At 67.1% G+C, this 13,447-nt stretch carries 15 protein-coding genes; 7 read left to right on the top strand and 8 right to left on the bottom strand.

Translation table 11 applies throughout. The features are described 5' to 3' along the window. Positions 1-146 precede the first annotated feature (146 nt). Positions 147-1,001 carry an SDR family oxidoreductase gene (locus AC3WOH_RS28215; protein ID WP_492232623.1) on the bottom strand — a complete coding sequence of 285 codons (855 nt, stop codon included), beginning with the start codon at positions 999-1,001 and terminating at the stop codon, positions 147-149. Between the two features lie 88 nt (positions 1,002-1,089). On the opposite strand from AC3WOH_RS28215, the gene AC3WOH_RS28210 reads away from it, so the two are divergent. The 6 genes from AC3WOH_RS28210 to AC3WOH_RS28185 are packed head-to-tail and all read left to right on the top strand — an operon-like array spanning position 1,090 to position 4,141. Further along, positions 1,090-1,569, top strand: coding sequence for a winged helix-turn-helix transcriptional regulator (locus tag AC3WOH_RS28210; RefSeq protein ID WP_492232622.1), 480 nt, complete (start codon positions 1,090-1,092; stop codon positions 1,567-1,569). A gap of 25 nt (positions 1,570-1,594) precedes the next feature. Beyond that, a complete protein-coding gene (locus AC3WOH_RS28205) occupies positions 1,595-2,098 on the top strand; it encodes a GNAT family N-acetyltransferase (RefSeq protein ID WP_492232621.1) in 504 nt (167 codons plus the stop codon). A gap of 29 nt (positions 2,099-2,127) precedes the next feature. Beyond that, on the top strand, positions 2,128-2,532 hold the full coding sequence (locus AC3WOH_RS28200; RefSeq protein ID WP_492232620.1) for a YybH family protein: 405 nt from the start codon (positions 2,128-2,130) through the stop codon (positions 2,530-2,532). A gap of 30 nt (positions 2,533-2,562) precedes the next feature. Next, positions 2,563-3,432, top strand: coding sequence for a HEAT repeat domain-containing protein (locus AC3WOH_RS28195; protein ID WP_492232619.1), 870 nt, complete (start codon positions 2,563-2,565; stop codon positions 3,430-3,432). Between the two features lie 24 nt (positions 3,433-3,456). Continuing rightward, positions 3,457-3,711, top strand: a complete 255-nt coding sequence (locus AC3WOH_RS28190; protein WP_492232618.1) for an Imm32 family immunity protein — start codon at positions 3,457-3,459, stop codon at positions 3,709-3,711. Further along, the gene (locus AC3WOH_RS28185; protein ID WP_492232617.1) at positions 3,704-4,141 is read left to right on the top strand and encodes a DUF7684 family protein; all 438 of its coding nucleotides are present in this window, start codon (positions 3,704-3,706) and stop codon (positions 4,139-4,141) included. The genes AC3WOH_RS28190 and AC3WOH_RS28185 overlap by 8 nt, the downstream gene beginning before the upstream one ends. A gap of 36 nt (positions 4,142-4,177) precedes the next feature. On the opposite strand, the gene AC3WOH_RS28180 is transcribed toward AC3WOH_RS28185, so the two are convergent. From AC3WOH_RS28180 to AC3WOH_RS28150, 7 genes are all read right to left on the bottom strand, one after another. Beyond that, a complete protein-coding gene (locus AC3WOH_RS28180) occupies positions 4,178-4,579 on the bottom strand; it encodes a DUF4345 domain-containing protein (protein ID WP_492232616.1) in 402 nt (133 codons plus the stop codon). A gap of 46 nt (positions 4,580-4,625) precedes the next feature. Further along, positions 4,626-5,237 (bottom strand): TetR/AcrR family transcriptional regulator, encoded by a 612-nt coding sequence (locus AC3WOH_RS28175; protein ID WP_492232615.1) that lies wholly within the window; start codon positions 5,235-5,237, stop codon positions 4,626-4,628. A gap of 162 nt (positions 5,238-5,399) precedes the next feature. Then, entirely contained in the window at positions 5,400-6,263 is an 864-nt protein-coding gene (locus tag AC3WOH_RS28170) for an isocitrate lyase/PEP mutase family protein (RefSeq protein WP_492232614.1), read from the bottom strand. Between the two features lie 31 nt (positions 6,264-6,294). Beyond that, positions 6,295-7,488 (bottom strand): 2-methylaconitate cis-trans isomerase PrpF, encoded by a 1,194-nt coding sequence (gene prpF, locus AC3WOH_RS28165; RefSeq protein ID WP_492232613.1) that lies wholly within the window; start codon positions 7,486-7,488, stop codon positions 6,295-6,297. Between the two features lie 9 nt (positions 7,489-7,497). Then, on the bottom strand, positions 7,498-10,134 hold the full coding sequence (gene acnD, locus AC3WOH_RS28160) for a Fe/S-dependent 2-methylisocitrate dehydratase AcnD (protein ID WP_492232612.1): 2,637 nt from the start codon (positions 10,132-10,134) through the stop codon (positions 7,498-7,500). Positions 10,135-10,187: 53 nt separating this feature from the next. Further along, positions 10,188-11,348 (bottom strand): bifunctional 2-methylcitrate synthase/citrate synthase, encoded by a 1,161-nt coding sequence (prpC, locus tag AC3WOH_RS28155; RefSeq protein ID WP_492232611.1) that lies wholly within the window; start codon positions 11,346-11,348, stop codon positions 10,188-10,190. After that, positions 11,345-11,743 (bottom strand): acyl-CoA thioesterase, encoded by a 399-nt coding sequence (locus tag AC3WOH_RS28150; RefSeq protein WP_492232610.1) that lies wholly within the window; start codon positions 11,741-11,743, stop codon positions 11,345-11,347. Before AC3WOH_RS28150 ends, prpC begins: the two co-directional genes overlap by 4 nt. Positions 11,744-11,861: 118 nt before the next feature. Between AC3WOH_RS28150 and AC3WOH_RS28145 the strand changes: the two genes are divergently transcribed. Further along, a complete protein-coding gene (locus tag AC3WOH_RS28145) occupies positions 11,862-13,361 on the top strand; it encodes a short-chain fatty acyl-CoA regulator family protein (RefSeq protein ID WP_492232609.1) in 1,500 nt (499 codons plus the stop codon). Positions 13,362-13,447 lie beyond the last annotated feature (86 nt).

Here is a 13,447-nt window from a genome sequence, read left to right as displayed (position 1 = left end):
GTGAAAGTAGGTCATCGTCAGGCTCTTACAGCCCTCAAAACCCCTCAGTCCTTTGGATTGAGGGGTTTTGTCTTTGGCGGCGCGAAAAGCGTATTCGTGCTGCCCAAGTGCAGGTGAAAAGGGCCGCGTCGCGGCCCTTGCGTTGATCAGCCCTTCAGTGCCGCCGCCACCGTGGTCGCCAGCGGCGTCGTGGCCTTGCCAATGAGCTGGCTGAGCTGGTGGGTGTCGTCGAACAAGGCGCCCTTGGCCGCTGCCGCGTCCGAGTCGGCCAGCAGTGCGGCAAAGCCTGCGGGCAGGCCCACCTGCACCAGGGCCGCCTGGTACTCGGCCTCGGGCAGGTCCTTGTAAACCACGCTTTTGCCCGACTGGCGCGCAATTTCTGCGGCCAGGTCGGCCAGCGTGTACGCGCTGTCACCCGCCAATTCATAGACCTTGCCGGCTTGGCCTTCGGTCGCCAGCACCACCGCTGCCGCATCTGCATAGTCCGCGCGTGCGGCCGAGGCGATGCGGCCATGGCCTGCCGCGCCCAGCACGGCGCCGTGGGCGAGGGCCGCGGGCACGCTGGCCGTGTAGTTCTCGGTGTACCAGCCGTTGCGCAGCACCACCACAGGCAGGCCTGAGGCGCGCAGCAGTGCCTCGGTCTCCACGTGCTCGGCCGCCAGGCCGAGGAGGGAGCTGTCGGCGCGCAGCACGCTGGTGTAGGCCAGCAGCTGCACCTGGGAGCGTTGTGCGGCGTCGATCACCGCCTTGTGCTGTGCGGTGCGCTGGCCCACTTCGCTCGATGAAATCAGCAGCAGTTTCTGCACGCCCTTGAGGGCCGCGTCCAGCGTATCGGGCTGGGTGTAGTCGGCCTTGCGCACCTGCACGCCCAGTGCCGCGAGGTCCTGGGCTTTTTCGGGGCTGCGCACGGCCGCGACGATCTGGGTGGCCGGGACGGTCTTGAGCAGGGACTGGATGACGAGGCGGCCGAGCTGGCCGGTGGCTCCGGTGATGGCGATCATGTGAAGGACCTTGGTTGAGAAAGAAAGAAAAGGCAGAATAGCGATTGAGCTAACTTTTCGTAAGTACGTACATAAAGGTAAGTACCCCATGCCTGCCCATTCCTTGCCCAGCCCTGCCGATGCCGGCCCGCGTGAAGGCATCTCCGAAAAGCTGCAGCGCGGCCAGCTGTTCTCCCCCGATTGCCCTTCGCGCGCGGTGCTGCAGCATGTGGCCAGCCGCTGGGGCGTGCTGGTGCTGGTGGCCCTGCTGGCCGGCACGCACCGCTTCAGCGACCTGCGCCGCAAGGTGGGCGGCGTCAGCGAGAAGATGCTGGCCCAGACCCTGCAGTGGCTGGAGAGCGATGGCTTTGTGCTGCGCATCTCCCACCCCGTGGTGCCGCCCCATGTCGAGTACAGCCTGACCCCCATGGGCACCGAGGTGGCGCGCCAGGTGGAGGGGCTGGTGGACTGGATCGAGGGCAATCTGCACCGCATCATGGACAAGCACCGTGCGGATGCCGCAGGCGGGAGCGCAACGGCCCAGCCCACCGATATGGGCGCCGGTTGGGTGTTCTCTGCGGCTCTGTAGACTGGCCGCAGAGAGGTTGTAGGGAATGGATGTATCGATCGAACCTGTCGCGCCAGCGCATTTCGAGGGGCTGTGGCGCGCGCTCGATGTGGTGGCTCGCGAGAAGCGCTATCTGGCCTTCACCGAGGCGCCGCCCTGGGAGTCCTCACGGGCTTTCTACGAGCACATCGTTGCCAATGACCTGTGCCAGGTGGTGGCGGTGGTGGACCATGAGGTCGTGGGGTGGTGCGACATCCTGCCTGGCGCGGGGCAGACGCGGGCGCATGTCGGCACGCTGGGCATAGGGCTCGTGCCCGCTGCGCGGCACCGGGGCATTGGCGCCCGGCTGATGCGGGCCGCCATCGATGGCGCCTGGGCCCGGGGCCTGACCCGCATCGAGCTGAGCGTGCGTGCCGACAACGCCAATGCCCAGGCGCTGTACAAGCGTTTGGGATTCGAGCCCGAGGGCCTCCGCCGCCGCTCGGTGCGTGTGGATGGCCAATACCACGACAGCCTGGCCATGGCACTGCTGCACGAGGAGGGTGCCTGAGTCAGGCCTGATCCCTCAGAGGAGGATCCATGCAGAGCGATGAAGATCAGATCCGGCAACTGGTAGCCACCTGGATGTCCGCCACCCGGACCGGCGATGTCGAGACCGTCATGGGCCTGATGGCCGACGACGTGGTTTTCCTCACGCCGGGCAGGGCGCCCATGTCCAAGGCGGATTTTCTGGCGGCTGCGCAGGCACAGGCCGGTGCCGTCGGGCCGAAGATCGACGGCAGGAGCGAGATCCTGGAGGTGCAGGTGGCCGGTGAATGGGCCTTTGCCCGTGCGTATCTCACCGTGGCAGTCACGCCGCCCGGTGGGACTGCCCCCGTGGTGCGCACGGGGCCGGTACTCAGCGTGTTTCGCAAGGAACAGAGGCGCTGGCTTCTGGCACGGGATGCGAACCTGCTGGTGGTGCAGAGGATGGACCCTGCCTGAGTGCCAGCGAGCGAGGAGATATTCGACACCATGAAAAGGTTTGCCCGCAACCGGAACCGGCGCCGAAGCCCTCGCCAGTTGGTGCGCCGGGCGCTGCGCGCCTGGGGCACCGACCGTGGCTGGAAAGCCATTGCTGCGTTGCAGCTGAGCGCGTCGCCGTCGCTTCTGGTGCTTGTGCATTCGCTGTGTGCCAGTCCTGGTTGGCGGCGCCGGGCGCTGGGTCTGTATGTGGCGTCGCAACTGCAGCGCCCCCGGCCTGCGGGCGATGCCCTGGGTCCGGTTGCCTATGCCATGGAGGCCACGCAGGCTCTGCTGCTTGCGGGCTTGCGTGACCCCCACGGCGAAGTGGCTCGCGCGGCAGTCTCCGGTCTTGGTCACCGGCCGCATCCCGAGGCCTTGGTGACCCTGGTGGACTTTGCAGGGCATGCCGACAGTGCAATGCGCCGGGATGTTGCGGTGGCGCTCAGCCACTACCAGGAGCCGGCCGCCATTGACGCGCTGATGCGCTTGGCTGTGGATGCCGATCCCGAGGTGCGTGATTGGGCCACCTTCGGCCTGGGGACACAGCAGACCATCGATACGCCGCAGGTGCGCGACGTGCTCTGGAACAACCTGGGCGATGACGACGAGGATGTTCGGGGCGAAGCCCTGGTGGGCTTGGCGGCACGGCGCGATCTGCGGGTGATTGAGCACCTGCTGGCACAGCTGGGCCCCGGCTGCCGGGTGTACCAGCTGGAGGCGGCAGAGCAGTTGGCAAGTCCTGCGCTGCTGCCTGCGCTCCGTGCTGTTGTCGATGGACTGCGCGACAGCGAGCGTGAGGGCTATTGGTTCGGGCGGCTGCAGTCGGCGCTAGATGCCTGCTCACGAGCTTCGCTGCCGGATGCACAGGCCGACCGATAGGCTGCAGTGGTTTAGCATGCGCCCATGAAGCTGCACGGATACCCGAACGAAGGAGAGCCGCAGGATGTCAGTGCATCCGCTGAATTGGTCGAGGTGACTCTGGAGGCTGCGCCCAATGAGTTGCGCGCAATGGCTGCTTTCTTCCTGACTGCTGCGGACGAGATGGACCGCATGGGGGCTGCTTATGACCATCTGCATTTGGCGGATGCCATGCCCCAATTCAGAACCTCGCCGCACCTGACGGTGTTTCGATTGCTGGAAGATATCGGCAGTGCATGAGGCTGCAAAGCCGATCCCGGTAAGGTACCTTCACTTGGTACCGGACGATCCGCTGCCGGAGGTGCCGCACCCTCTGCCAAGCCGCGTGGTGGTGATAGTGGAAGCCGAGGGATCCGCGCAATGGCAAGCGGCTACCAGCGACTGGCTGGTAGCCTCGGGGTGCCTGTACATGATGGCCTGGGGGCTGGGATGCAGCAGCTGGGATGACGCCGTGGACTGGGCGTTGCTTGACGCCTTTCGTTTCGAGGACATTCCACCAGAGCGCTTTGTCATGACGTCCTGGCACGAAAACGAAACGCTCGATGATGTCTTTTTCTTCTGCAAGCAATGCGCGCTTCACGATTCGGTGAACTTGGCGCAAACGGTGCTCTTGCACATTGCAAAGCAGCCTGCAGAGCAACGGATCATGGACGTTTACACGCAGGCCTGATGTCTGCGTGGCCACTTTCGTCGGTGCGCCTGGGTTTCAGACGCCGCCCCGCAAGCTGCGCCGCAGCCATACGATGAGCACCGGTGGCAGCAGTAGGTCCACTGCCGTGATGCCGATCAGCGCAGGGGCGGGCGCGCCGTGCAGCCCCCACGCCACGGCGCGGGCCAGGCCGGCAGCGAACAGCACGGCCAGGGTTGCCACGATGATGGGCTCGTAGCGGCGCAGGTCCTGCAGGCCGATCCACAGGGCGACGCCCATGAGTGAAAAGGTCACGCCGTAGAAGCGGTTCTGGCTGTCCAGCGAGGGATCGGCGGCCATCTGCGCCGAGATCGGCACGCCCAGCATCAGGTCGGCATGCATGCCCATGGTGAGGTGCAGTGCCGCGACGGTGATGAACGCGATGGACAGAATCCTGAGGACCAGTTGCAGGGGGCGCACGGGGAATCTCCTTGGGGAGTGGAAACGGAATTGGGGAAACGCCGGACTACCGGGAGGGGAGCCCGATGCCCAGGCGGCAGAACGACTGCACGGCCCGGACAAGGTGTTCGCGGTCTGGCGGGCCTGAGTCGGAGCTGGCGCTGTCGACGGCGCCATGGACGGCGCTGAACACCATGACCGCCAGCAAGTGGGCATCGCCGGCAGGCCAGGCGCCGGCCTGTGCGCCCTGGGCGATCAGGGCTGTGAGGTCGTCGACCACGGGATTGGCCTGGCGCAGGCGGTCGTTGGCGGGATGGAGCTGGTGAAAGACCAGGTCGTGCAAGGCGCGCTCGTCCAGGTAGGCATGCACGGCCGCCTCCATCCATCCGTCGAGGCGCGCGACCCAGCTGTGCGGCGGGTGGCGATCCACCGATGCCCGCAAGCGTTGCTGGAAGCGCGCGACAAAGCGCTCTCGCAGGGCGGCGAGCACATCGTCCTTGGTCTTGAAATAGACGTAGTAGGTGCCCTTGGCCACTCCGGCGCCCTTGACGATTTCGTCCACGCTGGTCTCGTTGAAGCCTTTGCCCAGAAACAGGGCCTGCGCTGCATCCATCAGCTCCTCGCGGCGGATTTCAGCGGGTTTGGTGCGGGGTTGGCCGGTGACAGTGGTGGAGTGCATGCTGCGGGGGGGCGGTAGCTGGGCAGGATGTTTGAAAAATTGACTGACCGTCAGTCAATTGTAGGGCGAAAAAATCAGATGCGCCCTCTGGGCGCCCTTTGGGGCGGCTGCGGCGGAGCATTCCGGGCATGGTGGGGGGCGGCCAGGGGCCGCACACTACCGTCACCGGTACTTCTGCTCCAGCGCATCCCACTCGTGCTTGCGCACCAGTCGCTGCCGTTCCGCAACTGGCGCTACCAAGCCGGGGCCCTCATCGATGCGCTGCGTCTCTCTCAGCACCGTCAGCGCCTTTTGCATGCCCGCCACCGCGCCCTGCAGTGCGGCGTTGGCATAGAGCACGATGCCGTAGCCCAGGCCGGCCAGTTCGTCGGCGCTGAAGATCGGCGTCTTGCCGCCGATCACCATGTTCATGAGTTGGGGTCGGTCGGCCAGGCGGCGGGGCAGGGCGCGGATCTCCTCGGCCGTGGTCACTGCCTCCACGAACAGGATGTCGGCACCGGCCTCACCGAAGCGCTGGGCGCGCTCCACCGCCGCCTCGAAGCCCTGGGTGGCGCAGGCATCGGTGCGCGCCAGGATGAGGGTGTCAGGGTCGCGGCGGGCATCCACGGCCGCCTTGATCTTGCCCAGCATCTCCTCGGTGCTGATGACCTCCTTGCCGTTGAAGTGTCCGCAGCGCTTGGGGCTGACCTGGTCTTCGAGCTGGATGCAGTCGGCGCCAGCGCGCTCCAGCGTGCGCACCGTGTGGTACACGTTGAGCGCATTGCCGAAGCCCGTGTCGGCGTCCACGATCAGCGGCAGCTCCACGGCATCGCGGATGCGTGCCGTATGGTCGGCGATGTCGGCCAGGCCCATGAAGGCCTGGTCGGGCAGGCCGAACCACATGTTGGTGACGCCGGCGCCGGTGACGTAGATGGCTTCGAAGCCGAGGTCTGCCACGATACGGGCTGAGAGGGCGTTGAAGGCGCCGGGCACGAGCACGCCGCGGCGGGCTTCGGCCAGGGCCTTGAGGGCTTTGCGGGTAGACATGGATTCTTTGTTTCCTGTGTTCTTGTGTTGTTCAGAAGCAATCGCCAGGCACACGGACCCAGCCTTCCATCAGGATGCGGGCGCTGCGGCTCATGAGGGCCTTGGTGACCAGCCACTGGCCATCGCGCAGCTCGGCCTCTGCGCCCACGCGCAGCGTGCCCGAGGGGTGGCCGAAGCGCACGGCCTGGCGCTCGCCGCCGCCCGCTGCCACATTGACCAGCGTGCCGGGAATGGCTGCGGCCGTGCCGATGGCGACGGCCGCCGTGCCCATCATGGCGTGGTGCAGCTTGCCCATGGAGAGCGCGCGCGCGAGCAAGTCCACCTCCGCGGCCTGCACGGCCTTGCCGCTCGACGCGGTGTAGCTGGCCGGCGGCGCGACAAAGGCCACCTTGGGGGTGTGCTGGCGCTTCGCGGCTTCGGAAATGTCCTTGATGAGTCCCATCTTGACGGCCCCATGGGCGCGAATGGCCTCGAATCGCACCAGGGCCTGGGGGTCGCCATTGATGGCGTCCTGCAGCTCGGTGCCGGTGTAGCCGATGTCGGCGGCGTTGACGAAGATGGTCGGTATGCCGGCATTGATCAGCGTGGCGCGCAGCGTGCCCACACCGGGCACCTTCAGGTCGTCGACCACCTGCCCGGTGGGGAACATGGCACCGCCGCCCTCACCATCGCCCTCGTCGGCGGGGTCGAGGAACTCCAGCGCCACTTCGGCGGCCGGAAAGGTCACGCCATCGAGCTCGAAGTCACCGGCTTCCTGCACCTGGCCGCCCGTGATGGGCACATGGGCCACGATGGTCTTGCCGATGTTGGCCTGCCAGATGCGCACCGTGCAGACGCCGTCGGCGGGAATGCGTTCGGCAGGCAGCAGGCCGTTGGCGATCGCAAAAGGACCGACAGCCGCGGACAGGTTGCCGCAGTTGCCCGACCAGTCGACGAAGGCGCTGTCGATGGACACCTGGCCGAACAGGTAATCCACGTCATGGCCGGGCCGGGTCGACGGCGAAAGAATCACCGCCTTGGAGGTGGACGAAGTCGCCCCGCCCATGCCGTCGATCTGCTTGCCATAGGGGTCGGGGCTGCCGATCACGCGCAGCAGCAGCGCGTCGCGTGCGGCGCCGGGCCGCTGGGCCGCAAGCGGCAGGTCCTGCAGGCGAAAGAACACGCCCTTGCTGGTGCCACCGCGCAGGTAGGTGGCGGGTATCCTGATCTGGGGCTGGAATGCCATGGTGTCTCCTCAAACTTCGGCACTTTCGGCCAGAAAATCCTGCGCAAAGCGCTGCAGCACGCCGCCCGCCTCATAGACGGAGACTTCCTCGGCGGTGTCCAGGCGGCAGGTGACGGGCACCTGCTGCACGCTGCCATCGCGGCGGCGCACCACCAGGGTCAGCGTGGCGCGCGGCGTGCGTTCGCCCACCACATCGTAGGTCTCCGTGCCATCGAGGCCCAGCGTGATGCGGGTGGTGCCGCTCTGGAATTCCAGCGGCAGCACGCCCATGCCGATCAGGTTGGTGCGGTGGATGCGCTCGAAGCCCTCGGCCACGACCGTCTCCACCCCGGCTAGGCGCACGCCTTTGGCGGCCCAGTCGCGCGAGGAGCCTTGTCCGTAGTCGGCGCCGGCGATGATGATCAGCGGCTGGCGGCGCTCCAGGTAGGTCTCGATGGCTTCCCACATGCGCATGACCTGGCCTTCGGGCTCCACCCGGGCCAGCGATCCCGCGCGCACACTGCCATCGTCCTTGCGAACCATCTCGTTCCTGAGCGTGGGGTTGGCGAAGGTGGCACGCATGGCGGTGAGGTGGTCGCCGCGGTGCGTGGCATAGCTGTTGAAGTCCTCCTCCGGCAGGCCCATGCGGTGCAGGTACTCGCCCGCGGCGCTGTCCATCAGGATGGCGTTGGAAGGGGAGAGGTGGTCGGTGGTGATGTTGTCCGGCAGCAGGGCCAGGGGCCGCATACCGGTGAGCGTGCGCGGATTGGCCGCCAGCGCGCCCACACCCTCGGTGTCCCAGTAGGGCGGGCGGCGGATATAGGTGGACTGCGCACGCCAGTCGTACTGGGGCGCGACGGTCTCGCCATCGTCGACGCGGATCGTGAACATGGGCTCGTACACGGCGCGGTACTGCGCGGGCTTCACGGCCGCCTTGACCACCGCATCGATCTCTTCATCGCCGGGCCAGATGTCCGCAAGACGGATCTCCCGGCCGTCCACCACCGCCAGCACATCGTTCTCGATGTCGAAGCGGATGGTGCCGGCGATCGCATAGGCCACCACCAGCGGCGGCGAGGCCAGGAAGGCCTGCTTGGCATAGGGGTGGATACGCCCGTCGAAATTGCGGTTGCCCGACAGCACGGCCGTGGCATACAGGTCGCGGTCGATGATCTCCTGCTGAATCACCGGGTCGAGCGCGCCCGACATGCCGTTGCAGGTAGTGCAGGCAAAGGCGACGATGCCAAATCCGAGCATCTCCAGGTCACCCAACAGTCCACTTTCCTGCAGATACAGCTCCACCGCCTTGGAGCCCGGGGCCAGCGAGGACTTGACCCAGGGCTTGCGCGCCAGGCCCAGGCGGTTGGCGTTGCGTGCCAGCAGCGCGGCCGCGATCACGTTGTGCGGGTTGGAGGTGTTGGTGCAGCTGGTGATGGCGGCAATGACCACCGCGCCGTCGGGCAGCAGGCCCTGGGCTTCTTCGGCGCGTGCCTGTTCAAGGCCGGCGGCGCTGGCGATGCCGCGGCTTGCCAGTGCCGAGGTGGGCAGGCGGCGGTGCGGGTTGGAGGGGCCCGCCATGTTGCGCACCACGGAGGACAGATCAAACGCCAGGACGCGCTCGTAGGCCGCGCCCCCCAGTGTGTCGGTCCAGAACCCGGCCGCTTTGGCGTAGTTCTCCACCAAGGCCACCTGGGCCGCCTCGCGGCCCGTGAGGTGCAGATAGTCCAGCGTCTGTTCATCGATATGGAACAGCGCCGCCGTGGCGCCGTATTCCGGGCACATGTTGGAGATGGTCGCCCGGTCGCCGATGGTGAGGCTGCGCGCGCCGTCGCCAAAGAACTCCAAGTACGCGCCCACCACCTTCTCGTTGCGCAGGAACTCGGTGAGCGCAAGCACCACGTCGGTAGCGGTGATGCCCGGCTGGCGCCGCCCCGTGAGCTGCACGCCCACGATGTCGGGCAGGCGCATCCACGAGGCGCGGCCCAGCATCACGTTCTCGGCCTCCAGGCCGCCCACGCCGATGGCGATCACGCCCAGTGCGTCCACGTGCGGCGTGTGGCTGTCGGTGCCCACACAGGTGTCGGGGAAAGCCACGCCGTCCTGCACATACACCACGGGCGACATCTTCTCCAGGTTGATCTGGTGCATGATGCCGTTGCCTGCGGGGATCACGTCCACATTGGCAAAGGCCTTCTTCGTCCACTCGATGAAGTGGAAGCGGTCCTCGTTGCGCCGGTCCTCGATGGCGCGGTTCTTGGCGAAGGCATTGGGGTCGAAGCCGCCGCACTCCACGGCCAGGGAATGGTCCACGACAAGTTGCACTGGCACCACGGGGTTCACCCGGGCCGGGTCGCCGCCTTCCTTGGCGATGGCATCGCGCAGGCCCGCCAGGTCCACCAGGGCCGTCTGGCCCAGGATGTCGTGGCAGACCACGCGCACGGGGTACCAGGGAAAGTCGCGGTCGCGCCGCTTGTCGATGATCTGCAGCAGGCATGCATCGAGGATGGCCGGGTCGCAGCGGCGCACCAGGTTTTCGGCATGCACGCGGGCCGTGTACGAGAGGCGGTGCCAGGCGCCGGGGCGCAGGGCCTCGACGGCGGCCTGCGCGTCGAAGTAGTCCAGTGCGCTGCCGGGCAGGGGTTTTCTGTAATTCGTGTTGTTGTTCATGGGGCGAAAGCGGGGCGGCACAGCACGAAGGCTGTGCCTGGGACAACGGAGTATCAGCTGCGTGCGTCGATCGGCACGAATTTCAGGTCTTCAGGGCCTGTGTAGTGGGCACTGGGGCGGATGATCTTGTTGTCCACGCGTTGCTCGACCACATGGGCGGCCCAGCCGCTGGTGCGCGCGATGACGAACAGCGGCGTGAACATGGCGGTGGGCACCCCCATCATGTGGTAGCTCACGGCGCTGAACCAGTCGAGGTTGGGGAACATCTTTTTCACCTCCCACATCACTGACTCCAGCCGCTCGGCAATGTCGTACATCTTGGTGGAGCCCGCTTCATCGGACAGGCGCCTGGCCACGCCCTTGATGACGACATTGCGCGGGTCGCTCACGGTGTAGACGGGGTGGCCAAAGCCGATCACCACTTCCTTGGCCTCCACACGGCGGCGGATATCGGCCTCGGCTTCTGCGGGGTTGTCGTAGCGCTTCTGGATCTCGAAGGCGACCTCGTTGGCGCCGCCGTGCTTGGGGCCGCGCAGGGCGCCGATGGCGCCGGCGATGCTGGAATACATGTCGCTGCCTGTGCCGGCGATCACCCGCGCCGTGAAGGTGGAGGCATTGAACTCGTGCTCGGCATACAGGTTGAGCGAGGTGTGCATGGCACGCACCCACTGGGCGCTGGGCTTCTCGCCATGCAGCAGGTGCAGGAAGTGGCCGCCGATGGAGTCGTCATCCGTTTCCAGCTCGATGCGCTTGCCCTGCGTGCTCCAGTGGTACCAGTACAGCAGCATGGAGCCCAGGGATGCCATCAGCCGATCGGCAATGTCGCGTGCGCCGGGCAGGTTGTGGTCGTCCTTCTCGGGCAGGATGCAGCCCAGGGCCGATACGCCGGTACGCATCACGTCCATGGGGTGGGCGCCCGCAGGCAGGTGCTCCAGGGCCTCCTTCACACTCGCCGGCAGGCCGCGCAGGGCACGCAATTTGGTCTTGTAGGCCTTGAGTTCGGCCTTGGAGGGCAGCTTGCCGTGCACCAGCAAGTGGGCGATTTCCTCGAACTCGCAGACTTCGGCGGTGTCCAGGATGTCGTAGCCGCGGTAGTGCAGGTCGTTGCCCGTGCGGCCCACGGTGCACAGGGCGGTGTTACCGGCGGTCACGCCCGAGAGTGCAACCGATTTCTTGGGCCTGAGGCCCGTGGGGGTGGTGGTGTCCATGGTCATGGGGTCTCCTGCTGGGTCACATAGGAATGGGCGACGGCGGTCGGGCGCCCCTGGGCATCGACCGCCACCATCTCGAAAATCCCCTTGAGCGCCTCTTCGTGCGGTGCTCCGAGCGCCTGCGCCAGGCCTGTCACGCACACGGTGAGCGAGCTGTGCCCGAGGCGCGACACCCAGGCGCGCAGCGTGAGCACGTGGCCCACGCCCACGGGGGCCAGAAAGCGCACGTCGCTCACGCCGGCCATCACCACGTTGCTGCCTGAAGCGCTGCGGGCCGCGAGGAAGGCCGCCTTGGACATGAGCAGCAGGGCGTTGCCACCGAACAGGGTGCCGTAATGGTTGGCGTGCTCGGGAAAGACGATTTCCGTGAGCTCGAGGGTGCTGTTGGGGGTTGTCATGCTTCGCAATCTACGCAAAATACGGCCCTGGAGAAAGGCCTGAAATGGTGAAGAATTGCGAAACAAAATCAGATGATTTGCAAATATTGCGAATGCATCGCGCGAAGAGGCTGGTGCCGTGAAGAAGGCCTTCATGGGCGTGCGCCTGCGCCGCCTGCGCGAGGAGCGCGGCATGACCCAGGTGGCGCTGGCGCGTGCGCTGGACCTGTCGGCCAGCTACCTCAACCAGATCGAGCAGAACCAGCGCCCGCTCACCGTGCCGGTGCTGCTCAAGATCAACGCCGTCTTCGGGGTGGATGTGCAGCGCTTCTCCGACGACGACGAGGCGCGCCTGATCACCGGCCTGCGTGAGGTCCTGGCGGACACGCCGCCCGAACCAGGGGTGGACGGTGCGCAGCAGGCCGTGTCCCTGGCCGAGATCCGCGAACTGGCCTCGGGCATGCCTGCCGTGGCGCGCACCCTGCTGGCCCTGCACCAGCGCCACCGCCAGGCGCTGGAGCGGCTTGATGCCCTGAGCGCCCAGCTGGGCGATGGCCGCAGCGGCGCCTTGGCCAGTGCCAGCCACCAGCCCATGGCCTACGAGGAAGTGCGCGATTTCTTCTTTGCCCGCCACAACCACTTCGCCGAGCTCGACGATGCGGCCGAGCGGCTGGCGGCCGAGTGGGGCCTGCAGCCCGGGCGGGCCGATGAGGGGCTGGTGCGCCGCCTGCAGGCTGCCCATGGGGTGCATGTGGTGGCCCTGCCCGAACTGCAGGGAGGCGCGCAGCGCCACTACGAGCCTGGCAGTGGCGTGCTGCAACTGGCCCAGGGGCTCGAGGCCGGGCAGCGCGCCTTCCAGATGGCGACGCAGCTGGCCTTCCTGGAGATGGGGCCCGAGCTGCGCCGTCTGGCCGACGGGGCTGGCCTGTCGGGCGAGCAGGCGCGGGCGCTCGCGCGCATCGGTCTGGCCAACTACTTCGCGGGGGCCTTGCTGCTGCCGTACACGGCCTTCCTGCAGGCGGCCGAGGCGGTGCGCTACGACATCGACCGCCTGGGCCACCAGTTCGGTGTGGGCTTCGAGACCGTGTGCCACCGCCTGTCCACCTTGCAGCGGCCCAGTGCGCGCGGCGTGCCCTTCTTCTTCATCCGTGTGGACCGGGCGGGCAATATCTCCAAGCGCCAGTCGGCCACGCATTTCCACTTCAGCAAGATCGGCGGCACCTGCCCGCTGTGGAATGTGTACGAGGCCTTCGCCCAGCCCGGGCGCATCGTGCCACAGCTGGCACGCATGCCCGACGGGCGGGCCTACCTCTGGGTGGCGCGCACCGTCTCGCACGGTGGTGGGGCCGGGGGCTGGGGAGCGCCCGGCAAGGAGTTCTCGGTGGCGCTGGGCTGCGACCTGCGCCACGCAGCGCAGCTCGTGTACTCGCGCGGCCTGAACCTGGCCGACCCTGAGGCGGCCGTGCCCATCGGCATGGGCTGCAAGGTCTGCGAGCGCGACGCCTGCCCGCAAAGGGCGTTTCCGCCCATGGGCCGGGTGCTGGACGTGAATGAGAATCGCAGCCGGTTCGCACCCTATCCCGTGGCGGTAGGGGGGCCGCCGGGGGGGCTGGCAAACCCGCACCCCGGTGTTGCATAAACGGTACGGCGAAAACAGCGACGCTGTTACAAGATGTGGACCCTTGCATGCCGGATGGAGGGTCCGAATCCCGCTATCCTCATGGG

Source organism: Acidovorax sp. FW305-C-20-28 (assembly GCF_058783375.1).
The sequence above is the reverse complement of the archived record's forward strand: the minus strand, read 5'-3'. Positions and strand labels throughout refer to the sequence as shown.